The following is a 21771-nucleotide window of genomic DNA, read 5'->3' as shown; positions in this document are numbered from 1 at the left end:
CCCGCCCGCGGTGGGGGGCCCGGCCCCCCCCCCCCGCCCCCCCGCGCCCCCGCCCCCCGGGGGGGGGCCCCGCCGGGGGCCGGGGGGGGGGGGGGGGGGGGGGGGGGGGGGGCGCGGGGGCGGCGCGGGGGCGGGCGCGGGCTGCCGGTGCCCGCGCCCGCCCCCGTTTCCGCGTCATCCGCGCGGCCGGCTCCGCCGCATCCGGCGCGCCAGGACGCCGGCGGCGGTGACGGCCCCCACCCCGGCGAGCACGAGGAGCAGGTTCCGCCCGTACGGCAGCGGCAGCACCGACGGGTTGGCCGGGGCTCCGGGCCGCAGCAGCGCGGGCAGGGTGACCAGTACCAGCGCGCCCCCGGTCAGCAGGGCCCCGCGTACGGCTCCCCGTGCGGGGACGGCCGCGACCAGCAGCCCGGCGCACAGCACGAGCGGGGCGATGACCCCGTCGTGCAGGACGAGCGCGCCGCCGAGCCAGACGAGCACGTCCAGCGGGTCGGGCAGGGCCGCCAGGAGGCGGCCGCCGGCTGCGATCAGGAGCAGCCCGAGCGCGCCGAGCACGTACCGGAGGGCGTTCACAGCACCTCCAGCAGGGTGACCCACTTGGTCTGGAGCACGCCGGGCCGGTTCGGGGCGATGATCCGTGCCGGGTAGCCGTGGTCGGGCGAGAGCACCTGCCCGTTGAGTTCCAGCGCGAGCAGGGTGAGAGGGTCCCGGGCGTGCTCGCGGCCCATCTCCATGACCCGGTAGGCGCCGCCGGTCTCCAGCGAGGTGACCCGCAGCCCGGCGCCCGGCGGGGCGCCCGCCCGGGCGAGGAGGTCGCGGATCCGCACCCCGCTCCAGGTGGCCTGGGCGCTCCAGCCCTCGACGCAGGCGATCGGCAGTCGGGCCCGGGTCTGCGGCAGGGCCCGGAGCTGAGGGAGCGTCAGCGTGTACGGGACCGGTCCGCGCACCTCCAGCCGCCAGTCCGGCAGCGGCCCCGGCCCGATGCCGGCGGCCGCGGCCGTCTTGTTGACGGGGAGCCCCTGCGGGCCGCGCCCGGGGTGGCGGGGGCCGAGCAGGTCGAGGGCGGCCAGCGGGGTGAAGGACTGCCCGGCGGTGGTCAGGGTGACGGCGCCGACGGCGGCGGCCGTACCGAGCAGCAGCGAACGGCGGTCCGGTCCGTCCTCGGCGGGAAGCCGCAGGGTGCCCGCCGAGCGGGCGGTCCAATGCGCCCTGATCTCGGGGGCCTTGACGGCGACGTGCAGCAGGATGGACCCGGACGCGACCCAGGCGAGGGCGAAGTGGGTCTCGACGAAGCCGAAGGGCCACGGGTACCACTGGACGGTGTTGAGCAGCCCGGTGAAGACCTCCAGGACGGCGGATGCCACCAGCGCGGCCACCGACAGCCGTTCCAGGCCGTGCCGTACGCCGCGGACCGGCGGCCACTCGAAGAGCCTGGGGTAGACGGTCCACAGCTTGACGAGGAGCAGCACGATCGCGGCGAGTCCGGTGGCGATGTGCAGGCCCTGGCTGAGCCGGTAGCCCCAGACGGGCCGGGTCGGCAGGGATCCGGCGGCCCAGGCGGGCGGGTGCTGGAGGTAGTGGCTGATCAGCCCGGTCACCAGGCACACGGCGAAGGCGAGGCCGAGCAGGCGCCCGACGGCGGTGGCGGTGCGCGCGTCGTGCAGGCGGCCGGAGAACAGCCGCCCGGAGAGCAGCCGTCCGAGGAGCGCGCGCCCCGGGAGCGGGAGCCGCGAGAGCGCGGGCGCCGGGAGCGGGGGCCGCCCGCGCACGTCGGCGTCCGGGGTGTCGGCCGGGGGCCGGGGGTCGGGAGTCATGTCCCCCATCACAGCGCCCCACGGCCCCGAGCGGGCCGTCGGACACCTTACGAAACGCGGACGTCGGGCCGGTCGGCGGCCCGTCGGCGGCCCGCGCTGCCAGGCTGGTTCCCATGACCCGCCCCCGCCCCCGCACCCCCCGCATCCGCACCCGCCCCCGCACCTCCCGGACGCCGGTCGCCGTCACCGCGGTGCTGCTCGCCGCCCTGACCGCCGCGCTCGTGGCCGCCGTCCGCTACGACGGCTACTTCACCGACCAGCCGGGGCTGCTGCTGCGGTACGCCGCCGCCTGGGCGCTGTTCGCCGCGGCCGTCCGGTCACTGCGCCGGGTGCCGGCCCGCGCCGTCGTCCCGCTCGTGCTGGCCGGGGCGCTGGCGGTGGCCGGGGCCGGGCTGGCGGGGCCGCCGCTGACCAGTACGGATTCCTTCCGGTACGCGTGGGACGGCCGGGTGCAGGCCGCCGGGATCTCCCCGTACGACCACGCCCCGGCGGATCCGGCGCTCGGGCGGCTGCGCGACGACTGGCTGTTCCCGCACGACCGGGGCGACTGCGCGCGCCCCGACCGGGCCCCCGTCGGTCCGGGCGTCTGCACCCGCATCAACCGGCCCGGCGTGCACACCATCTATCCGCCCGTCGCCGAGGGCTACTTCGCCCTGGTGCACTTCCTGTCCCCGTCCGGGGTCCGGCACAAGGCGCTCCAGGCCGGCGGGGCGCTGAGCGCCCTCGGCGTGACCGGGGCGCTGCTGCTCGTGCTGCGGCGGCAACGCGCGGATCCGCGTACGGCCGCGCTGTGGGCGTGGTGCCCGGCCGTGGCGGTGGAGGCGGTGAACAACGCGCACGTGGACGGCCTGGCGGTGCTGCTGTCGGTGGCCGCGCTGGGGGTGGTGGTGCGCCGACGGGCCGCGGGCGGCGCGCTGTTCGGGCTGGCGGTCGCGGCGAAGCTGCTGCCGGCGGTCCTGTTGCCGGGTGCGCTGGCGGGCGTACGGCGGTGGCGGGACGCGGCGGCGCTGCTGCTGCCCGCGGCGGCGGTGGTGGGGCTGTCGTACCTGCCGTACGTGCTGGCGTCCCGCTCGTCGGTCTTCGGCTACCTGGGCGGCTACGCCGAGGAGGAGGGGTACGGGGATCCCGGCGCGGGCGGCCGGTACGCGCTGCTGCGGCTGGTGCTCCCGGACTCCTGGTCGGTCCCGGCGGTGGTGCTCGGGACGCTGGCGGTGGTGGCGTACGTGTGGCGGCGCGGGGATCCGGAGCGGCCGTGGAGCGGGGCCCTGCTGGTGACGGGTACGGCGTTCCTGCTGATGACCCCGGGGTACTCCTGGTACGCGCTGCTGCTGGTCGCGCTGGTGGCGCTGGACGGCCGGGCCGAGTGGCTGACGGTGGCCGTGGCGGGCGCGGTGGTGTACGCGGGCGGCCGGACGCTGGGCGGGTCGACGGTGCAGGTGGCGTACGGGCTGGCGGGCGCGGCGGTGCTCGCCGGGTGGGCGGTGCGCCGCCGCGCCGGGGCCCGGGACGACGAGCGGGCCCGTCCCGGGCGGGTGGCGGCGTCGGGTCAGCCGATGTGGAAGGAGTCTCCGTAGACCTTCCAGTCCAGCGGGGTGTTGAGGGCCAGGTTGCCCTTCTTCAGGAAGACGCGCTGCGCGGTGTCGACGCGGCTGGTGTCGCTGTGCGCCTCCTCCTGCTTCATCGCCCAGACGCGGGCGTCGAGGAAGGCGTTGAGCCAGGTGGTCTCGTTGCCGCCCTGGGCCGGGGGCTTGGCCTTGGTCAGGGCGCGCTTGCGGATGTTGCGGAAGCTGGTGGAGTCGCTGCCGTCGCCGTGCATGACGATGGCGTCGTAGTACGTGAACTGGCCGAGGGTGCCGACGCCGTCGGCCTTGCCCTGCTTGACGGCGGGGTCGAAGTAGACGCGGTCGCGCTCGTGGTCCTGGGCCTTCTTGAACTCGCTGTCGGCGGCGGCCTTGGCCCAGTCCTTGGTGAAGTTCGGGTCGAGACCGGCGTGTGAGTCGCTGCCGTCGACCTTGCGCAGGGCGGGCAGGTATTTCGCGAGGACGTTGCCCGGCTTGATCTGCGTGTAGTACTCGACGAGGTCGAGCATGTCGCCGGTGCCGGAACAGAAGCCGATGATCCCGGCGGTGTAGCCGCGGCCGTCGCCTATGTCCTCGATGTACTTGTACTGGGCCTTCCAGTCGAGCGAGGAGTTCTCGGCGCTGGAGACGATCTGCATGGCGATGTCCTTCTTCACCGGGTCGTCGAGTCCGGCGGCCGCGGCCGCGGCGGGGGCCGCCGCCGTCGGTGCGGCCGCCGGGGCGGCGGTGGCGTGCGCCGCGACCGGGGCGGCGAGGAGAGCGGCGCCGAGCAGGGCGCCGATCGTCATCGTCTTGCGGTGGGGAGTGAACACAGGGCCTCCGTACGGTGGTTGAGTCTTTCCCGACTTCGTTAGGAAACTTTACTACCAGACTCTGAGGGCCGGGAACACCCCCTGCGGAAGAACTCCGGAACTGACCAATCCGCTCGGGGCCTCCGCTCCGAAGTCCTCCATGACCGCCGCCGCCACCGTCCCGGAGGACCGCCATGACCCGTACGCGACGCCGCCCCGCAGCCCACGGGCGGAGGGGTCCCGCGTGAGGCAGCCCCTCCCCTTCGGTGCGCCGCGACAGCGGTCCGCCCCCGATCTCCCGGCCCTCATGGAACGCGTCTCGCGCGGCGACGAGGACGCCTTCGCGGCGCTGTACGACGTGATCGCGGGTCCCGTCCACGGGATCGTCGTCAAGGTGCTGCGGGACCGTGCCCAGTCGGAGGAGGTGACCCAGGAGGTGCTGATCGAGGTCTGGCGGCAGGCTCCGCGCTACCGCCCCGACAAGGGCACCGTCATGACGTGGGTGCTGACCATCGCGCACCGCCGCGCGGTGGACCGGGTCCGCTCGGCGCGGGCCGCGACGGCCCGCGAACAGGACACGGCGGCGCGCGAGCACACCCGCCCGTACGACGAGGTCAGCGAGCAGGTGGAGACCCGCCTGGAGGGCGAGCAGGTACGGCGCTGCGTGCGCGGGCTGACCGAACTCCAGCGCCAGGCCGTCGACCTGGCCTACTACGGCGGGCTCACCTACCGGGAGGTCGCCGAGACCCTCGGCGCCCCCCTGCCCACCGTCAAGACACGGCTGCGCGACGGACTGATCCGGCTGCGCGACTGCATGGGGGTCACCGCATGAGCCGCACCGGAACCGATACCGGCCAACTGCACGCCCTCGCGGGGGCCTACGCCCTGGACGCCCTGGAGCGCACCGAACAGGACGCCTTCGAGCGGCACTTGGAACGCTGCCCGCAATGCGTCCAGGACGTACGGGAGTTCACCGCGACGGCCGCCCGGCTCGGCGCGGCCGCGGCCCTGCCCGCCCCGCCCGGCCTGCGGGCGACGGTGCTGCGCCGGATCGAGGGGATCCGCCAACTACCTCCGCAGCGGCGCAGCATCGTCACCCTGCGCCGGCGCGCCCTGCCGATGGCGCTCGCGGCCTGCCTGACCGGAGTGCTGACCCTGGGCGGGGTGGCCGTGTGGGAACACCAGCGCGCCGGGCAGGCGGCCGGAGCCCTCGACGGCCTGACGGCGGTCCTGGCCGCCCCGGACGCCCGTACGGCGACCGGCCGGTCGGCGTCCGGCGCCACGGCGAAGGTGGTGGTGTCCGCGTCCCGGGGCCGGGCGGCGTTCCTGAGCTCCGGACTGCCGCAGGCCCCGGCGGGCCGGACGTACCAGCTGTGGTTCGCGGACGGCGCCACGATGCGGCCGGCCGGCCTGCTGGGCGGCGACGGCACGGCCGTCCTCGCGGGCCCCGTGGGCCGGGCCACGGCGGTCGGCCTCACGCAGGAGCCGGCGGGCGGCTCCGAGCAGCCGACGGGCGCCCCGCTGATGCTGCTCGCCCTCCCCCGCTGACCGGCGTCAGGCGCCAGCCCCGGCGCCGTCGGCCCCCTCGGCCCCTTCCGCCCCCTCGGGCAGGTTCAGCTGCCAGGAGACGCCGAAGCGGTCGTTGACCCAGCCGAAGCGGGGGCTGAAGCCGTACGAGCCCAGCGGCATCAGCTCCTCGCCGCCATCCGCCAGGGCCCCGTAGAGGCGGTCGATCTCCGCGACGGACCCGCAGTCCACGAACAGCGAGACGGCCGGGGTGAAGCCGAAGGCGTGGTGGACGTGGCTGTCGATGCAGATGAACCGCTGGCCGGCGAGCGCGAAGGTGGCCTTGGCCACCGTGCCCTCCTCGCCGGGCCCCTCGGCGCCGTGGCGGGTGATGTCGATGACCTCGGAGTCCTCGAACAGCGAGGTGTACAGGGTCAGCGCCTCCTGCGCCCTGCCCTCGAACATCAGGAACGTGGTGATCTTCTGTGCCGGCGGGGCCATCGTGACCGCCTTCCGCGTGCTGGTGCGGCCCGTGGGGCCCTTCGTTCCGAGGCTAGGACACACCGGTGACAGCGGGGCGGAGAGCGGGGCCGGCGGCGGGCCGGACCCGCGGGCCTCAGAGCCAGCCGTTGCGGCGGAAGCCCCGGTGGATGACGAAGCAGGCGACCGCCATGACGCAGACGACCAGCGGGTAGCCGTACGTCCAGTGGAGTTCGGGCATGTTGTCGAAGTTCATGCCGTAGACACCGCAGACCATGGTGGGGACGGCGACGATCGCCGCCCAGGCCGTGATCTTGCGCATGTCCTCGTTCTGGGCGACCGTCACCTGCGCGAGGTGGGCCTGGAGCACGGAGTCGAGGAGGCCGTCGTAGGCGCCGATCTGCTCGGTGGCGCGGATGAGGTGGTCGTGGACGTCACGGAAGTACGCCCGGACCTCGGGCGGGATGACCGGTATCGGCTGCGTGGCCAGGTGTTCGAGCGGCCGGCCCAGCGGGGCCACGGCCCGGCGCAGTTCGAGCAGCTCGCGCTTGAGCTGGTAGATCCGGCCCGCGTCACCGCGGCCGCCGTCCTCGCTGAACACGGCCGTCTCGACGGCGTCCATGTCGTTCTGCACGGCCTCCGTGACGGCGACGTAGTCGTCGACGACATGGTCGGCGATGGCGTGCAGCACCGCCGCCGGACCCTTGGCCAGTTGCTCCGGCTGCGCCTCCAGGGCCTCCCGGACGGGGCCGAGGGTGCCGCGGCCGCCGTGCCGGATGGTGATGACGAAGTCCCCGCCGACGAAGGCCATCAGTTCGCCGGTCTCGACGACCTCGCTGGTCGCCGTCAGTTCCTCGTGCTCCACGTAGCGGACGGTCTTGAAGACGGCGAAGAGCGTGTCGTCGTAGCGCTCCACCTTCGGGCGCTGGTGGGCGTTGACGGCGTCCTCGACTGCGAGGGGGTGCAGTGCGAACAGCGCGGCCAGCCCGGCCAGCTCCTCCTGCGAGGGCTCGTGCAGGCCGATCCAGACGAAGCCGTCGCCGCTCTTGCGGACCCGGCGCAGCGCCTCCTCGACGTCGCCGCAGTCTTCCTGGCGGATGCCGTCGCGGTAGACGAGGCAGTTGACGACGGCGCTGCCCAGCGGGGAGCGGGCGGGGTGGCTGAGGTCGACGGCCCTGCGGTAGCCGCGTCGTACGGCCCGGCGCAGGTTGCTGAACATGGACAAGGACGTACTCCCCTTCGGCGGATCAGCGGCCAGTCTGCCATCGCGCGCCCCGGGCGGTGAGCACGCCGCCGGGCGCCGCCACACCGGCCACGGTACGGGCCGCAGCACGGGCCACAGCACGGGCCGCCGCATCGGTCGCCGCCCCGGCCGGAGCCCCGGCCGCCGCCCCGGCCCGCTACACCGGCCGCAGGGCCTCGCGCGCGCTCTGCGCGACCACTCCCGCGACCAGGGCCAGCGCGGGCGAGTCCAGCTTCCACTGCTGCCAGTACAGCGTCACGTCCAGCGGGCGGCGCGGCGCCAGCGCCAGCAGCGCCCCCGTCGCCAGCAGCGGTTCGGCCTGCGGCTGCGGCACCAGCCCCCACCCCAGTCCGGCGGCCACCGCGTCGCGGAAGCCCTCCGAGGTGGGCACCTGGTGGCGGGCCGGTGAGGCGCCCGCGGCGCCGCCGGTGAGACCCCGTACGTAGGCGTCCTGGAGGGCGTCGCGCCGGTCGAACACGATCAGCGGCGCCTGCGGCAGGTCCCGGTCCAGGCGGCCCGTCAGGTACCGGGCGGCGAAGGCCGGGCTGGCCACGAGCAGGTAGCGGGCCAGCCCCAGCGCGCGCACCGTGCAGCCCGCGACCGGGTCCGGCGAGGAGGTGACGGCCGCCATCACCCGGCCCTCGCGCAGCAGTGCCGTCGTATGGGTCTCGTCCTCCCGGTACAGCTCGAAGCAGACGGGCGGATCCTGCGGCACCCGGGTCAGCGCGGGCAGGAACCAGGTGGCGAGCGAGTCCGCGTTGACCGCGATCGGCAGCCGTACGGGGACGGGTCCGCCGGCGGCGCCCAGGCCCAGTTCGGTGCGCGCGTCCAGCTCCAGGCGGGCCAGCTGCCGGGCGAAGCGGATCACCACCTGCCCGGACTCGGTCGGGCGGACCGGCTTGGTCCGCATCAGCAGCACCCGCCCGGTGCGCTGCTCCAGGGCCTTGACGCGCTGGCTGACGGCGGAGGGCGTCACGTGCAGGACCGCGGCGGCGGCGTCGAAGGTGCCCTCGTCGACGACCGCGAGCAGGGTCCGTACCTGTTCCAGGGGAAGCTCTTCCATCACGAGTGCTAAGGGTACGTAAAAATCTTTAGCTGTACTCATCCGCCACGCGCTGCCTACGGTCGAGACATGAACAACGGCATCACCACAGCAGCTCTGGCCGGCTTCGGCACCGGCCTCTCCCTCATCGTCGCGATCGGCGCCCAGAACGCCTTCGTCCTGCGCCAGGGCGCGCGGCGGCACGCCGTCCTCGCCGTGGTGGCCATCTGCGCCGTGTCCGACGCGGTCCTCATCACCCTCGGCGTGGCCGGGGTCGGCGCCTTCGTCACCGCCTGGCCGGCCGCCCTGACCGCCGTAGCCGTCGCGGGCGGCCTCTTCCTCGTCTCCTACGGGGTCCTCGCGGCGCGCCGGGTGCTGCGGCCCGCCCCGGACGCGGCCCTCACCCCCGGCGGCGCCCCGGCCGGTTCCGTCCGGACCGCCGTGCTGACCTGCCTGGCCATGACCTGGCTCAACCCGCACGTGTACCTGGACACCGTCCTGCTGATCGGCTCGCTCGCCGCCGACCGGGGCGACCTGCGGTGGGCCTTCGGCATCGGGGCGGCGCTGGCGAGCCTGATCTGGTTCGGCGCGCTCGGCTACGGAGCCCGGCTGCTCGGCGGCGTGCTCGCCCGGCCGGCGGCCTGGCGGGTGCTGGACGGCCTGGTCGCCGCCACGATGGTCACGATGGGCGGCCTCCTCCTGGCCCGCGCCTGACCCGCGCGGGCCGCACCCGGCCGCCCCCGGGGCGGGGCCGGGACCCTGGGGTGGGGCCGGGCCGGGCCGCCCCGCCGGTCGGAGGCAGGCCCCGCGCCCGGATGCCCGGGCGTCCTGGTCCGGCCGGGGCGGCGGGGGCGGTGCGGGGCGGCCGTGGTAGGGATGCTGGTGGGCGGGCGCCCGGCCCGCCGCCACCAGAGGAGCCGTACCGTGCCCGACCGCCCGTCTCCGCCCGTACCGACCCCGCCGGGTGCACCTCCGGCCGGGCGGCCCGCGCCCCGGGCGGCCACACCCGGACGGCCCGCCTCCGGGGTCCCCGCGACCGGACCGGCGGGGACGGCTTCCGCCGCGCGCGCCGCCCGGCCGCGCGGGGTCGCCGATGAGGGGTGCGCGGGAGAGGCGGCCCGTCCCGCTCCGCTCGTCGCCGTGAGCGCGGTCGTCCTGGACACCCTCGGGCGGGTCCTCGTACGCACCACTTCTCCCCAGGACCGCCCGGAACTGCCCGGCGGCGCCGTGCGGGACACCGAGACCCCCGAGGACGCGCTCGCCCGCGCGCTCGGGGAAGAGCTGGGGCGGCCGGCCGTCCCGGTCGGCCGGCTGCTGGCCGTGGACTCCTGCCCGCCCGGAGCGCCCGGCGTGCCCGGCCGTTCGATCGTGGTCCACGTCCACCTCGTGGGCCCCCTCGCCCCGGACCGCGCGGCCGCCGCCGCCCGCCCCCGCACCGGCGGCGGGGCCGGCGCCGCCGAGTGGCTCACCCCCGACGAGGCCGTCCGGCGGCTCCCCGACCGCGTCGCCCCCCGGCTGCGCGCCGCCGTGGCCGCGCTGCGCACCGGCTCCCTGGCACACCTCATCGACGGCGTCCCCCAGCCCGGCTCCCCCGCGGGTCTTGACCCGGCGGTGCGGGTGGCCCTGGAGAACGCGGGCGGCTACGACGAGGCCGCCCACCGCGCCGCCCGCCCCAAGGCCCTCACCGCCGCGAACGTCCTGTTCACCGACCGGGCCGGCGGGGTCCTGCTCGTCCGCCCCGGCTACGGCGAGCCCGGCCGCTGGCTGCTGCCCGGCGGCGGCGTCGACAGCGACCTCGGCGAAACCCCGCGGGCCGCCGCCGCGCGCGAGGTCCGCGAGGAGATCGGCCTGGACCTGGAGCCCGGCCGCCTCCTCGCCGTCAACTGGTCCCATCGGCCCGGCTTCCCGGCGCGGATCCGCTTCCTCTACGACGGCGGGGTCCTCGGCCCCGACGTCCTCGCCCGGATCCGTCTGCGGCCCGTCGAGCTGCTGGACTGGCGCACCGCCCAGCGCGGGGACCTGCGCGGTCTGGTCAAGCCGAAGCTGCGCCGCCAGATCAAGGCCGCTCTGCGCGCCCTGGCGGCGGGCACCGGCCCGCTGGAGCTCCACGAGGGACGTCCCGTGGGCCACCCGGGCTCCCCCGGCCCGTTCTGACCGACCGGCACATCCGACGAACATCGCCTCCGGACACTCCGGCCACCGGCGCCCGGACCCCCGGATCGCCCGGTTCATCGCCGAGGCCCTCGGCGGCGCCCGCACCGTCGTCATCGTGGGCGCGGGCACGGGCTCGTACGAGGGAGCGGCCCGGGCGGTCACGCCCGTCGAACCCTCGCACGCGATGCGGGACGGGCGCCCGGCCGGCCTGCCCCGGGCGGTCGACGCGACCGCCGGGGAACTGCCCTTCGCAGACGACGAGTTCGACGGTGCGATGACCCTCTTCAGCGTGCACCGGTGGAGCGACGTCAAGACGGGGCCGCGCGAGATGCGGCGGGTGACGCGCGGCCCGGTCGTCATCCTGACCTGCGACCCGAAGCTCGTGCGCGACGTCTGGCTCTGCGCGTACGCCCCGGAGGTGCTGGACACCGAGGCCCGGCGCTACCCGCCGATCGAGGACATGGCCGCCGCCCTCGGCGGCGCCGGGACCGTGGAGTCCGCGCCCGTCCCGCTGGACCGCACCGACGGCTTCAACGAGGCGTACTACGGCCGCCCCGAGATGCCGCTGGACCCGGCGGCCCGACAGGCCTGCTCGGCGTGAAGCTTCGTGGACGACGAGGTCCGGCGGCGGTTCACCGACTCGCTGCGCCGCGAGCTGGGCTCCGGTGCCTGGGACGCCCGCCACGGGCACCTGCGCCGGCTGCCCGCCTACGAGGGCTCCCCGGTCCTCGTCCGGGCCACGCCGTAACGGCGGCGCCCGCCATACCCCCTACCCCTTTGGAGTATCCGGACGCGGTCACCTACGATGCGGGCATGAGGACGCGGGCGGGATCGACGGCGGGGCCCCTGCGGCCGCCCGCGCGCCGGCTCCTGCTCTTCGCCCTGCTCACCGGGCTGCTGGCCATGCACGGCCTGGGCCCCGGCCCGGCCCCCTCGGCCGACGGTCACACCGCGCGGGCCGCGCACGCCCGGGCGACCGCCTCGCAGGCGATGGCCGCTCCCCGCGCGGGTGCCGCCTCGCACGCGGCGGCCGCGCCGCACGCGGGTGGCGCCTCCACCACGGCGGCCGCTTCCGAATCCGAGGCCCCCTGCGCCTGCGCCGACGACGGCGCCGACGACGGCGGCGGCGGCCACGGCCAGCACGCGGACCCCGCCTGCGCGGCGCCCGGCACCGCCGGCGCCCCCGTCCTGCCCGCCCCGGCGGCCGCCCCCGGCAGCCCGGCCGCCGCGACCGCGGCCGCGCTCGGGGTCCTGCCGGGCCCGGCGGTCTGCGGTCGGGCCCCTCCGTCCCTCAGTCAACTCCAGCTCCTGCGCATATGAGGCGGCCCCGGCGTACGCGCCGACGAGCCCGTCCTCACGTTCCCAGCACAGGAGAAGCACGACCATGACCACCCAGCGTTCTCTGATCCGCCGCGCCGCCGCCCTCACCGCGACCGCGACCGCCGCCCTCGTCCTCGCCGCCTGCGGCGGCTCCGGGACCGGATCCGGCTCCGGCTCCGCCCCGGGCGAGAGCCCCGCGCACGCCGGCCACGCCGCCCCCACCGCGCCGTCCTCCGGCGGCGCCTCCCCCCGTCAGGGCGTGAACAACACCGCCGACACGGCCTTCGCCCAGGGGATGATCCCGCACCACCGCCAGGCGGTGGAGATGGCCGGGCTCGCCGCGACCCGCTCCGGATCGGCCGAGGTCAAGGCCCTGGCCGAAGAGATCAAGAAGGCTCAGGACCCGGAGATCGCGACCCTCTCCGGCTGGCTCGGTTCCTGGGGCGAACAGGTCCCCGCCGCCGACGCCGGGCACGGCGGGCACACCATGTCCGGGATGATGACCGGCGGGGAGATGGACCAGCTGGCCAAGGCCTCCGGCCCGGAGTTCGACCGGGCGTTCCTCACCCTGATGGTCAAGCACCACGAAGGGGCCGTGGCCATGGCCCGGACCGAACAGCGGGACGGCGCCCACGGGCCCGCGAAGGACATGGCGGCCGCCATCATCAGCTCCCAGAGCGCCGAGATCACCCGCATGAACGGCCTCCTCGCCAAGAGCTGACGAGCCGTGGGCCCCGCCCGGGGCGCGTGGGCCCCCGCCCGGGGCGGGGCGCGCGTCAGCGCCGGGCGGCCTCGTCCCCGGGCATCGCGCCGGACGCTGCCGGATCCTCGTCGAGGAAGCCTCCCGACTGGTGCTGCCACAGCTTCGCGTAGGCACCCTCACCGGCGAGGAGCTCGTGGTGGGTGCCCTGTTCGACGATCCGGCCGCGGTCGAGGACGACCAGCCGGTCCATGCCCGCGACGGTGCTCAGCCGGTGCGCCACCACCAGCGCCGTCCGCCCCTCCATGAGCCGCCACAGCGCCTCCTGGACGAGGACCTCGCTCTCCGAGTCCAGGGCGCTGGTCGCCTCGTCGAGCAGCAGGACCGGCGCGTCGCGCAGGATCGCCCGGGCGAGGGCGACCCGCTGGCGCTGGCCGCCCGACAGCTTGATGCCGCGCTCGCCGACCATGGTGTCGAAGCCGTCCGGGAGGGCGTCCGCGAACTCCGTGACGTGCGCCGCCTCCGCCGCGCGGCGGATCTCGGCCTCGGTGGCGTCCGGCCGGGCGAAGGCGATGTTCTCCCGCAGCGTGCGGTGGAACATCGCCGGGTCCTGGGGTACGTAGCCGATCAGGCCGCGCAGGTCGGCCTGGCGCAGCCGGCTGATGTCCTGGCCGCCGATCAGGATCCGGCCGGCGTCGATGTCGGTCATCCTCAGCAGCAGCCGGGTGAGCGTGGTCTTGCCCCCGCCGGACCGGCCGACGAGACCGACCCGGTGGCCGCTGGGCACGGTCAGGTCGAGCCCCTCGAACAGCGGCTTCCCGCCCCCGTGGGCGAAGGTGACCCCTTCGAAGCGCACTTCAGCGGAAGTGGACCGCAGCGGCTCGGGCGCGGGCGGGTCGAGTACGGTCGGCGGGGTCTGGAGCAGTGCGGTGAACTGCGCGGCCTCCGTCATCGAGCTTTCCAGGCGGCGGTAGATCTGGTTGAACTCGAACATGATCCGCGTCGCGTTGGCGAAGTAGGTGAAGGCGACGACGACCGCCTCCACGCCGTGCTCTCCTCCGCCGAGGGTGACGGCGAGCAGCAGACCCAGCGCGTTGGTCAGTACGGACATCGGCGCGACCAGCGTGTCGATGCGCAGGTTGCCGTAGTCCCAGGAGCGGAGCATGAGCAGGCGCGACCGGGCGACGCGGGAGCGGTGTTCGGCGGCCTCGCGCCCTTCGGCGGCGAACGCGCGGACCGTCTCCATGTTCGTCAGGCTGTCGGCGACGTGCCCGGACACCTGGGCGATGGCCTCCTCGCGCTCGGCGACGAGGGCCTGGCGGCGGCGGACCAGGGGCATCACACAGAGCCCCGTCAGGGTGATGAGCGTCAGGAGCGCGACGACGAGGAGCGGTTCGTAGCGCCACAGGACGATCGATCCGAACAGCAGCGGGACGAAGCTGCCGATGACGGAGAAGGTCAGCGTGTCGACGAACTCCTCGAAGCGGGTGGCGAAGCTGAGGACGCGCTTGGTGAGCGAGCCGGCGAAGTTGTCGTGGAAGAACGCGGCGTCCTTGGCGAACAGCTCGTCCATGCCGATCACGTACAGGTTCTCGATGCCGCGGGCATCGAGGCGGTTGAGGCAGTGCAGTCCGACGCGCCACAGCGCCTCCGCGAGCAGCAGGACGCCGGCGAAGAGGAGTACGTAGGGCAGGGTCGCGGCGAAACCGGTGCCGGCGCCTCCCGCGATGCGGCCGACGAGCTTCGCGACGACCAGCGGGGCGATGTAGTTGATGCCGATGTTGCCGAGTGCCGGGAACAGCATGGCCGGTCCGGTCAGCAGGCGGAGCCGGGCCAGTTCCCTTCCGTAGTAGCGGAGCGCGAGGAGCACCGGGCCCCTGCGGGGTGAGCTTTCGTGCGATTCGGGCTTTCCCATCCCAACCCTTGCCTTGGCGGACGTTCAGGTCAGAAACCGGAGTGTCCCGCACGGGCGCCCGCCCGGTCCAAGCGTTTTCCCCTCACCGGAACGCCCCGCCGGGCCGCCCCGCCCGCGCGTTTTCTGGCCGAACTCCACCGGAATCCGACTGCCGTTCGCCTGGCGTATCCGCCGCCGTCACGCCAGGCTCCCCCTCCGGTACCCCGGGCGCGCTGTGCTGGGGGCGCTCCACCATCCGCAACCGCAGAGGTCGTTCCCCATGGCAGAACTCAACCGTCGCCGCTTCCTGCAGCTCGCGGGCGGCACCGCCGCCCTGACGATGCTGAACGAGAGCATCGCGCGCGCCGCCGCCATCCCCGCGCAGGGCGGCACCGGCACGATCGCCGACGTCGAGCACATCGTGGTCCTGATGCAGGAGAACCGTTCCTTCGACCACTACTTCGGCGCCCTGAACGGCATCCGCGGCTTCGGTGACCCCCGCCCGGTGACGCTGCCCAGCGGCAAGTCCGTCTGGCACCAGGCCGACAACGCGGGCAAGGAGACGCTGCCCTTCCGGCCGCCCTCCGACGACCTCGGCATGGAGTTCCTCCAGGGTCTCAACCACGACTGGGCGGGCGGCCAGAGCGCCTTCAACAAGGGCAAGTACGACAACTGGGTGCCCGCCAAGACACCCACCACCATGGCGTACCTGACCCGCGAGGACATCCCCTTCCACTACGCCCTCGCCGACGCGTTCACCATCTGCGACGCGTACCACTGCTCCTTCATCGGCTCCACCGACCCGAACCGCTACTACCTCTGGTCGGGCCACACCGGCAACGACGGCAAGGGCGGCGGCCCGGTCCTCAACAATGCGGAGGCCGGCTACGGCTGGACCACCTACCCGGAGCGGCTGGAGGCGGCCGGTGTCTCCTGGAAGGTCTACCAGGACATCGGCGACGGCCTGAACGCCGGCGGTTCCTGGGGCTGGATCAACGACGCCTACCGCGGCAACTACGGCGACAACTCCCTGCTCTACTTCGACAACTACCGCAACGCGCAGCCCGGCGACGCCCTCTACGAGAAGGCCCGCACCGGCACCGACGCCAAGGCCGGGGAGGACTACTTCGCCCGGCTGCGCGCCGACGTGGCCGCCGGCACCCTCTCCCAGGTCTCCTGGATCGCCGCCCCCGAGGCCTTCAGCGAGCACGCCAACTGGCCCTCGAACTATGGCGCCTGGTACATCGCCCAGGTACTGGACGCCCTCACCTCCAACCCGGACGTGTGGGCCCGCACCGCGCTGTTCATCACCTACGACGAGAACGACGGCTTCTTCGACCACGTCGTTCCGCCGTACGCCCCGGCGAGCGCCGCCCAGGGCCTGTCGACCACGCCCACCGCCCTGGACGTCTTCGCGGGCAAGACCGGGTACGTCGCCGGCCCGTACGGCCTCGGGCCGCGCGTGCCGATGCTCGTCGTCTCGCCGTGGAGCACCGGCGGGTACTCCTGCTCCGAGACCTTCGACCACACCTCCGTGATCCGCTTCATGGAGAAGCGCTTCGGCGTGCGGGAGCCCAACATCTCCCCCTGGCGCCGCGCCGTCTGCGGCGACCTGACCTCCGCCTTCGACTTCGCCCGCAAGGACACCGGCACGGTCCGGCTGCCCGACACCGGCGCCTGGTTCCCGCAGGACCGCGACCGCCACCCCGACTTCCGCCCCACCGCACCGGCCGAGGGCGCGATGCCGCGCCAGGAGAAGGGCCTGCGGCCCACCCGCGCCCTGAAGTACGCCCCGTACGTGGACGGCGCGGCGCTGGTCGCGGAGGGCAAGTTCCGGCTGACGTTCAGCGGCGGCCCGGACCTGGGCGCGCAGTTCTACGTCACCTCCGCCAACCGCACCGACGCCCCCTGGACCTACACCACCGAGGCCGGGAAGTCGATCGCGGACGCCTGGAACACCCGCTACTCGGCGGGCGTCACCGACCTGACCGTGCACGGACCCAACGGCTTCCTGCGCGGCTTCCGCAACCCGGGCACCACCGCCGGCCCCGAGGTCACCGCCCGCCACAACGCCGCCACCGGCAATCTGGACCTCACCCTCACCAACGCGGGCGCGGCGACCGCCACCCTGACGGTCACCAACGCCTACGGCGGCGGCCCGAAGCGCCTGACGGTCGCCAAGGGCGCGACCGTGACGTACACGGTGTCCCTGAAGAACACCCGCCGCTGGTACGACGTGACGGTGATCGCGTCCGAGACCCCCGACTTCCAGCGCCGCTTCGCGGGCAAGGTGGAGACCGGGTCCTCCGGCCTGTCGGACCCGGCCATCCTCACCGAACAGTCCTCATAACCCACCCCTCCCCGGCCGGCCGCCCCGGCTCAGGCGCGCGCCCCCACCGCGCCCGCCAGGGCTCCGGACACACGACGCTATTTGAGAGCGCGGAACGTGCATCAACGCGCGTGCCGTGCACCTGCGCGCAGCAGCGCTGGTCCCCAACTGGTCCCCAACCAGTCGTCACTCCGAGGCACCACTCCCGAGGTTCGGGCGGGTGTGGCCAGGCGTAGCCGTCGCCGACGCAGCGGCGGTGGCCGGCGTTCCGGCCTTCGGCCGCTGGCCGACCCTGGAGGGCGGTGCAAGCAGGGACTTGGAGCCATGCTTCGTTCGAGGGATCTCAACGTCGCATCACCACGACGACAGGCCAGGGTGGGACGTTTCTTCACCGCATTTGGCCGCCAGCCCGCGGCCATGCCGGGGAGAGCAGCTTGGGGATCATGCGTCGCATGGCGTTTCTGAAGAGTTTCAGGTGTCCGTGGTTCGCGCATGCGAGCGGTGATCCTCGGCAGGGTGGGGTCGCCCGGGCCGGAGGGGCCCGGTGATTCCCGTGCAGGGCGGCCGGCACGGACGGGATGCGCGGGTCATGGTGGTCGGAGCGGGGTTCTCGGGGCTCGGCGCCGCCATCCGGCTGCGTGAGGCAGGGTTTCGCGATGTGCTGGTGCTGGAGAAGGCGTCGCAGCCGGGCGGAACGTGGCGGGAGAACACCTACCCGGGCTGTGCCTGCGACGTACCCTCGACGCTCTACAGCTACTCCTTCACCCCGGACACGGCCTGGAGCCGCCTGTTCGCCGGACAGGAGGAGATCCACACCTACCTCGCCGCCACCGCCGAGCGGTACGGGCTCGGTGACGTGCTGCGCTGCGGCGTGCAGGTGCACGGAGCCCGCTGGGATCCGGCCGCCGGGCGCTGGCTGCTTCAGACCAGCGACGGGCCCTACAGCGCCGCGGTCCTGGTCATGGCCACCGGCCCCTGGGACGTCCCGCGCCCACTGGACGTGCCGGGGCTCGACGAATTCGCCGGGCCCGTGCTCCACACCGCCCGCTGGGACGACAGCGTCGACCTGGCCGGGAAGCGTGTGAGCGTGGTCGGCAGCGGCGCCTCCGCCGTGCAGGTCGTCCCGGCCATCATCGGCCGGGCGGCAGCCGTGCACCTCTTCCAACGCACCGCCCAGTGGATCCTGCCCAAACCCGACCTGGCCCTGTCCCCCGCTTTCAATCGTGTCGTCAATCGGCTGCCCGGCGCCCGACGCGGTCTGCGTGCCTCCCAGTACGCACTGCAGGAAAGCTTCGGCTACGCCTTCCGCCACCCCGAGCTCGCCCGCCTCCTCGAAGCTGGCGCCCGGGCGCACCTGCGACTCGCCGTTCCGGACCCGCAGCTGCGCCGGGCCCTCACCCCCGACTACCGGCTGGGCTGCAAGCGCGTGCTCACCTCCAGCACCTACTACCCGGCCCTGAACCGGTCGCATGTGCGCCTGCACCCCACCGCGGTGAGCGCCGTGCGCGGCAACACGATCGTCGGCGCCGACGGCACCACCGCCGAAACGGACGTCCTCATCACCGCCACCGGCTTTCGCGTCGGCGAACTACCACTGGCCCGGGACCTGTACGGCGCGGACGGCCGGACCCTGCACGACGTCTGGGGCGGCGAACCGCAGGCCTACCTCGGCACCACCGTCACCGGCTTCCCCAACCTCTTCCTGCTCCTGGGCCCCAACCTGCTCGGCGGATCCACCTCTGCCATCACCGTCCTGGAAGCCCAGCTCACCTACCTCACCACCGCCCTGGCCCACCTCGACCAGAGCGGCAGCCAGGCGCTGGAGGTCCGGCCCGCCGTCCAGGACACCCACAACAGCGCCGTGCAGAAGGCGCTGGCGACCACCGTCTACAACACCGGCGGCTGCACCAGCTACTACCTGACCTCCAGCGGCCGCAACACCTTCGCCTGGCCCTGGTCCACCGCACGCCTCACACGCCGGCTTCACCACTTCGACCCCACCTCCTACATCTGGCACACCCCCTTTCCACCCCTCTCCCTGCCCATCCCGCGAGCACCGCAGGAGGACAGCCTCGGGGCCTTCCGGCGCCGGCAAACCCGCGACTGAGCCGGGACGGGGGCCACGGAGGTGCCAGGGCTCAGGGGCAGCTCCCCGCTGGCACTGGAAAGCGACGGCGGCGTTGCCGAGCAGATCGCCGTCAGCGAGAGGTACCTCTGAGCTCCCCCATCGATCCGGGACGAGGGCTGTCACCAAGGGGTTACGGGCAGGCTACCGGCGGCGCAGCGAACGGGTGGCCGCCCGGCCACCTTCGGTGCACCGCACAGGATGTCTTGCAGATCAGGTTTCGTGTGGAGTGTTCTTGGCGAAGTACTTCCACCATGGGCTTATCACCGGTTGTCGGTCATCCTGCTGTCGCTGTCTTCCGAGAGCCCCGAGGCGGGCGTCCCGTCCCGATGTTGGGCCCAAGGGTCGATGCGGAGGCGAAGCGGACCGCGCGCGTGCTGGCCGGGCGGTCGACGCATGCCGGACCTGTCGAGCGGACCCTCGCGCTGCGGGAAGCCGCCGCGGCTGCAGGTGAGTTGGTGGCCGCACTGTCGGATCTGGCTCCGGCCGTGGTCGGTGAGGGACTGCCGGCGGAGTCGATCAGTCAGTCGTTCTTCCGGGTCCGTGAGGGGGAGCTGTCGGATCAGCAGGCTGCCCTGCACGGTGCGCTGGTCATCCACCGCGGCCTGGAAGACCTGTGTGACGCTCCCCTGTCGGGTTCCGACCTGGCCCTGGAGGTGGCCGGGATGCGGCAGGCGGTGCTCGACCTCATCGGCGTAGCGGCGGACGAAGACCGTGACGACGTACCGCCACCGCCGGTGGCCGTCCTCGAGCCTGGCGCGGGGGCGTCGTTGGAGAGTGTGTGGAGTGCCCGGTGGCTCATCGGTCACCAAGTCCATGTCCTTTTCAACGTCTGCGCCGCGGTCGCCGTGGCCGACGCCACCCGCCATCTGCGGGACAGCGACGGCGATGCCGCGCTGCTGCGGCTGGCGGACGCGACGGTGTACGTACGCGGTTTCCCGGCGGCCATGACCCACGCCAGTACGATCCCGGCCGACTACTACATGGCGGCGATACGCCACACCATGGCGCCTCCGTCGGTGGACATCCCGTTGAGCGGGCGCCAGCATCGCGGATACAAGCTGTTCCGGGCGGCGATGAAGGACCTGCTGTCCGTGGTGCCCGACTCCTACGAGCACTTGGCGGCCCGCGCCCCGGAGCTGGCCGAGGCCCGGGGCGCTCTCCTGGAAGCCGACATCGTGGACGGTGAACGGCACGTCACCCTCGCGTACTCCATGGTGCATCTGCGCCGGTCCATCGCCCAGAGAGCCGAAGGCCCCGACAACGCCGTCGCCGAACTACGCCTCATGCGCCATCGCCGCGCGGCCCAGTACGCCCCCCTGATCCGGTTCGGGGACCACTACGTCGCCGACGCCGTGGAGGGCTTGCGCCACTCGTGAGTCCGCGCGTCCGTCGCCCACGCCCCCGGCAGGAGACCCCGATGCCCGAGACGACGCCCGACACCACCCAAAGCACCGGCCTCGCCGCAGACCGGGAACTGGATCCGGCCGATGCCGGCGCGTGCGAGCGGCTGGCCCGCACCCTCTGCACCCGCGGGCACGACCAGGTCGACAACCCCGAGTGGGTGGCCCAGGCCCGGGACGCCTGGGAGGAGCTTCCGCTACGGCTGCGCCTCGAGGTACGTCGGTTTCGGAGGCATTCCGGCCCGAACGGCACCTTGGTGATCGGCGGCCTGCCCATCGATCAGGCGGCCCTGCCCGCGACACCGACCGTACCCGGCTCGGTCCAGCGCCAGGCCACCATCTCTTCGGCGGTGCTCACCATGGTGGCGTGCGGGCTCGGCGAGCCTCTCGCCTACCGGGCTGAGAAATCCGGCGCCCTCGTGCAGGATGTCGTGCCCGTGCCCGGGCAGGAGACCTTCCACGGCAACGCCGGATCGGTGCCGCTGTCCTTCCACACCGAGAACGGCTTCCACCCCCACCCACCCGACTACGTGGTCTTCCTGTGCCTGCGCGCCGACCACGACCAAATCGCCGGCATGCGCATCGCCGGAATCCGCCGAGCACTGCCGCTCCTCACCCAAGCCAGTCGCCAGACCCTGTTCGCACCGGAGTTCATCACCACACCACCGCCCTCGTTCGGCCCCGGCACTGCCGCGGGTGAGCCCGACGTCAAGCCCCGGCCGGTGCTGTCGGGAGCAGCCGAGGATCCCGACATACGCATGGCACAACTCGTCACCACCCCGCTCACCCCTCGGGCCGCCGCGGCGCTGACCGAATTCGGCCGCGCCTGCGAGGCGACCGCCCGCACCCTGCGCCTGACACCCGGCGACCTGGTCATCATCGACAACCGCGTCACCGTCCACGGCCGCACCGCCTTCCACCCTCGATACGACGGCGCAGACCGCTGGCTGCAACGCACGTACGTGACCACCGACCTGCGCCGCTCCCGCGACCACCGCCCCCACGACGGCCACATACTCGCCCGCTGACCAGCCACATCGTCGCCGTGTCGCCGATGAGAAACGACCCTGCGGCCGCCACGCGAACAGGACCGCCACGTGAGGACGCCGGCATCCTCCTGTGACGGGTCGGCCATCGGCTCCCACCCGGAGCCCAGGCGGCGCCCGCTACGGCAGCAAAGCGATGGCACCCCGGGGCGGACCAAGATCCCGGGCCAGTTGCGGACCAGCCCGCCGCCGCCCCCGTGACGCAGACGCGACAGCCAGCACGGCACCTGGAACTTCGCCGTCGACATCCCTACCCCCGACCGTCACCGCACCACCGTCCGCCGCGGCGGCTTCCGCAGCCAGGACGCGGCCGAGCAGGCCCTGGGCCGGTTCCTCGAGGGCGA

Annotated in this window: 20 protein-coding genes; 13 read left to right on the top strand and 7 right to left on the bottom strand. The window is 74.1% G+C overall.

The window, feature by feature from the left end:
* Window positions 1–174 precede the first annotated feature (174 nt).
* Both ACFYYT_RS29390 and ACFYYT_RS29385 read right to left on the bottom strand, forming a co-directional pair.
* Window positions 175–573 carry a hypothetical protein gene (locus tag ACFYYT_RS29390; protein ID WP_388609818.1) on the bottom strand — a complete coding sequence of 133 codons (399 nt, stop codon included), beginning with the start codon at window positions 571–573 and terminating at the stop codon, window positions 175–177.
* Window positions 570–1679, bottom strand: a complete 1110-nt coding sequence (locus ACFYYT_RS29385; protein WP_351830917.1) for a molybdopterin-dependent oxidoreductase — start codon at window positions 1677–1679, stop codon at window positions 570–572. Before ACFYYT_RS29385 ends, ACFYYT_RS29390 begins: the two co-directional genes overlap by 4 nt.
* 248 nt (window positions 1680–1927) lie before the next feature.
* Between ACFYYT_RS29385 and ACFYYT_RS29380 the strand changes: the two genes are divergently transcribed.
* Window positions 1928–3388 carry a glycosyltransferase family 87 protein gene (locus tag ACFYYT_RS29380; protein WP_351830906.1) on the top strand — a complete coding sequence of 487 codons (1461 nt, stop codon included), beginning with the start codon at window positions 1928–1930 and terminating at the stop codon, window positions 3386–3388.
* Here the strand turns inward: ACFYYT_RS29380 and ACFYYT_RS29375 are convergent.
* Entirely contained in the window at window positions 3361–4182 is an 822-nt protein-coding gene (locus ACFYYT_RS29375; RefSeq protein WP_351830915.1) for a chitosanase, read from the bottom strand. The genes ACFYYT_RS29380 and ACFYYT_RS29375 overlap by 28 nt on opposite strands.
* A gap of 310 nt (window positions 4183–4492) precedes the next feature.
* On the opposite strand from ACFYYT_RS29375, the gene sigK reads away from it, so the two are divergent.
* Window positions 4493–5017: an ECF RNA polymerase sigma factor SigK gene (gene sigK / locus ACFYYT_RS29370; RefSeq protein WP_351830912.1), complete on the top strand. Its 525-nt coding sequence runs from the start codon at window positions 4493–4495 to the stop codon at window positions 5015–5017.
* A complete protein-coding gene (locus ACFYYT_RS29365) occupies window positions 5014–5733 on the top strand; it encodes an anti-sigma factor (protein WP_351830903.1) in 720 nt (239 codons plus the stop codon). Before sigK ends, ACFYYT_RS29365 begins: the two co-directional genes overlap by 4 nt.
* Before the next feature lie 6 nt (window positions 5734–5739).
* Here the strand turns inward: ACFYYT_RS29365 and ACFYYT_RS29360 are convergent, their stop codons facing one another.
* From ACFYYT_RS29360 to ACFYYT_RS29350, 3 genes are all read right to left on the bottom strand, one after another.
* Complete coding sequence (locus ACFYYT_RS29360; RefSeq protein ID WP_351830900.1) at window positions 5740–6192, bottom strand: VOC family protein; 453 nt, start codon at window positions 6190–6192, stop codon at window positions 5740–5742.
* Between the two features lie 115 nt (window positions 6193–6307).
* Entirely contained in the window at window positions 6308–7390 is a 1083-nt protein-coding gene (gene corA / locus ACFYYT_RS29355; protein ID WP_351830910.1) for a magnesium/cobalt transporter CorA, read from the bottom strand.
* Window positions 7391–7571: 181 nt separating this feature from the next.
* Window positions 7572–8477: a LysR family transcriptional regulator ArgP gene (locus ACFYYT_RS29350; RefSeq protein ID WP_351830908.1), complete on the bottom strand. Its 906-nt coding sequence runs from the start codon at window positions 8475–8477 to the stop codon at window positions 7572–7574.
* A 69-nt stretch (window positions 8478–8546) separates the two neighbouring features.
* Between ACFYYT_RS29350 and ACFYYT_RS29345 the strand changes: the two genes are divergently transcribed.
* The 6 genes from ACFYYT_RS29345 (at window position 8547) to ACFYYT_RS29320 (ending at window position 12651) form a co-directional block, all read left to right on the top strand.
* Window positions 8547–9170 (top strand): LysE/ArgO family amino acid transporter, encoded by a 624-nt coding sequence (locus ACFYYT_RS29345; RefSeq protein ID WP_351830897.1) that lies wholly within the window; start codon window positions 8547–8549, stop codon window positions 9168–9170.
* Window positions 9171–9596: 426 nt separating this feature from the next.
* On the top strand, window positions 9597–10610 hold the full coding sequence (locus ACFYYT_RS29340; protein ID WP_388609811.1) for an NUDIX domain-containing protein: 1014 nt from the start codon (window positions 9597–9599) through the stop codon (window positions 10608–10610).
* A 115-nt stretch (window positions 10611–10725) separates the two neighbouring features.
* Window positions 10726–11211, top strand: a complete 486-nt coding sequence (locus ACFYYT_RS29335; RefSeq protein ID WP_351831834.1) for a methyltransferase domain-containing protein — start codon at window positions 10726–10728, stop codon at window positions 11209–11211.
* A gap of 6 nt (window positions 11212–11217) precedes the next feature.
* Window positions 11218–11358: a hypothetical protein gene (locus tag ACFYYT_RS29330; RefSeq protein WP_351831836.1), complete on the top strand. Its 141-nt coding sequence runs from the start codon at window positions 11218–11220 to the stop codon at window positions 11356–11358.
* A 65-nt stretch (window positions 11359–11423) separates the two neighbouring features.
* Entirely contained in the window at window positions 11424–11930 is a 507-nt protein-coding gene (locus ACFYYT_RS29325; RefSeq protein WP_388609807.1) for a DUF6153 family protein, read from the top strand.
* A 64-nt stretch (window positions 11931–11994) separates the two neighbouring features.
* Entirely contained in the window at window positions 11995–12651 is a 657-nt protein-coding gene (locus tag ACFYYT_RS29320) for a DUF305 domain-containing protein (protein WP_351829486.1), read from the top strand.
* A gap of 55 nt (window positions 12652–12706) precedes the next feature.
* Here the strand turns inward: ACFYYT_RS29320 and ACFYYT_RS29315 are convergent, their stop codons facing one another.
* Entirely contained in the window at window positions 12707–14545 is a 1839-nt protein-coding gene (locus ACFYYT_RS29315) for an ABC transporter ATP-binding protein (protein ID WP_351829488.1), read from the bottom strand.
* Between the two features lie 259 nt (window positions 14546–14804).
* On the opposite strand from ACFYYT_RS29315, the gene ACFYYT_RS29310 reads away from it, so the two are divergent.
* From ACFYYT_RS29310 to ACFYYT_RS29295, 4 genes are all read left to right on the top strand, one after another.
* Window positions 14805–16874 (top strand): phosphocholine-specific phospholipase C, encoded by a 2070-nt coding sequence (locus ACFYYT_RS29310; protein ID WP_351829490.1) that lies wholly within the window; start codon window positions 14805–14807, stop codon window positions 16872–16874.
* A gap of 568 nt (window positions 16875–17442) precedes the next feature.
* Window positions 17443–18960, top strand: a complete 1518-nt coding sequence (locus tag ACFYYT_RS29305) for an NAD(P)/FAD-dependent oxidoreductase (RefSeq protein ID WP_351829492.1) — start codon at window positions 17443–17445, stop codon at window positions 18958–18960.
* A gap of 392 nt (window positions 18961–19352) precedes the next feature.
* Window positions 19353–20357, top strand: a complete 1005-nt coding sequence (locus tag ACFYYT_RS29300) for a hypothetical protein (protein ID WP_351829495.1) — start codon at window positions 19353–19355, stop codon at window positions 20355–20357.
* 41 nt (window positions 20358–20398) lie between these two features.
* A complete protein-coding gene (locus tag ACFYYT_RS29295) occupies window positions 20399–21409 on the top strand; it encodes a TauD/TfdA family dioxygenase (protein WP_351829497.1) in 1011 nt (336 codons plus the stop codon).
* Window positions 21410–21771: the final 362 nt, after the last annotated feature.

This window comes from Streptomyces sp. NPDC002032 (assembly GCF_042890765.1).
Classification (GTDB): domain Bacteria; phylum Actinomycetota; class Actinomycetes; order Streptomycetales; family Streptomycetaceae; genus Streptomyces.
Note: the sequence above shows the minus strand (reverse complement) of the source record. Positions and strands in the feature narration are given on the sequence as shown.

What these genes read in the sequence shown, in the direction of transcription:
- ACFYYT_RS29315 (WP_351829488.1), bottom strand. Translation starts at nt 14,545, where the DNA reads ATGGGAAAGCCCGAATCGCACGAAAGCTCACCCCGCAGGGGCCCGGTG.
- corA (WP_351830910.1), bottom strand. Translation starts at nt 7,390, where the DNA reads ATGTTCAGCAACCTGCGCCGGGCCGTACGACGCGGCTACCGCAGGGCC.
- ACFYYT_RS29320 (WP_351829486.1), top strand. Translation starts at nt 11,995, where the DNA reads ATGACCACCCAGCGTTCTCTGATCCGCCGCGCCGCCGCCCTCACCGCG.
- ACFYYT_RS29345 (WP_351830897.1), top strand. Translation starts at nt 8,547, where the DNA reads ATGAACAACGGCATCACCACAGCAGCTCTGGCCGGCTTCGGCACCGGC.
- ACFYYT_RS29360 (WP_351830900.1), bottom strand. Translation starts at nt 6,192, where the DNA reads ATGGCCCCGCCGGCACAGAAGATCACCACGTTCCTGATGTTCGAGGGC.
- ACFYYT_RS29325 (WP_388609807.1), top strand. Translation starts at nt 11,424, where the DNA reads ATGAGGACGCGGGCGGGATCGACGGCGGGGCCCCTGCGGCCGCCCGCG.
- ACFYYT_RS29305 (WP_351829492.1), top strand. Translation starts at nt 17,443, where the DNA reads ATGGTGGTCGGAGCGGGGTTCTCGGGGCTCGGCGCCGCCATCCGGCTG.
- ACFYYT_RS29380 (WP_351830906.1), top strand. Translation starts at nt 1,928, where the DNA reads ATGACCCGCCCCCGCCCCCGCACCCCCCGCATCCGCACCCGCCCCCGC.
- ACFYYT_RS29295 (WP_351829497.1), top strand. Translation starts at nt 20,399, where the DNA reads ATGCCCGAGACGACGCCCGACACCACCCAAAGCACCGGCCTCGCCGCA.
- ACFYYT_RS29365 (WP_351830903.1), top strand. Translation starts at nt 5,014, where the DNA reads ATGAGCCGCACCGGAACCGATACCGGCCAACTGCACGCCCTCGCGGGG.
- ACFYYT_RS29375 (WP_351830915.1), bottom strand. Translation starts at nt 4,182, where the DNA reads ATGACGATCGGCGCCCTGCTCGGCGCCGCTCTCCTCGCCGCCCCGGTC.
- ACFYYT_RS29350 (WP_351830908.1), bottom strand. Translation starts at nt 8,477, where the DNA reads ATGGAAGAGCTTCCCCTGGAACAGGTACGGACCCTGCTCGCGGTCGTC.
- ACFYYT_RS29310 (WP_351829490.1), top strand. Translation starts at nt 14,805, where the DNA reads ATGGCAGAACTCAACCGTCGCCGCTTCCTGCAGCTCGCGGGCGGCACC.
- sigK (WP_351830912.1), top strand. Translation starts at nt 4,493, where the DNA reads ATGGAACGCGTCTCGCGCGGCGACGAGGACGCCTTCGCGGCGCTGTAC.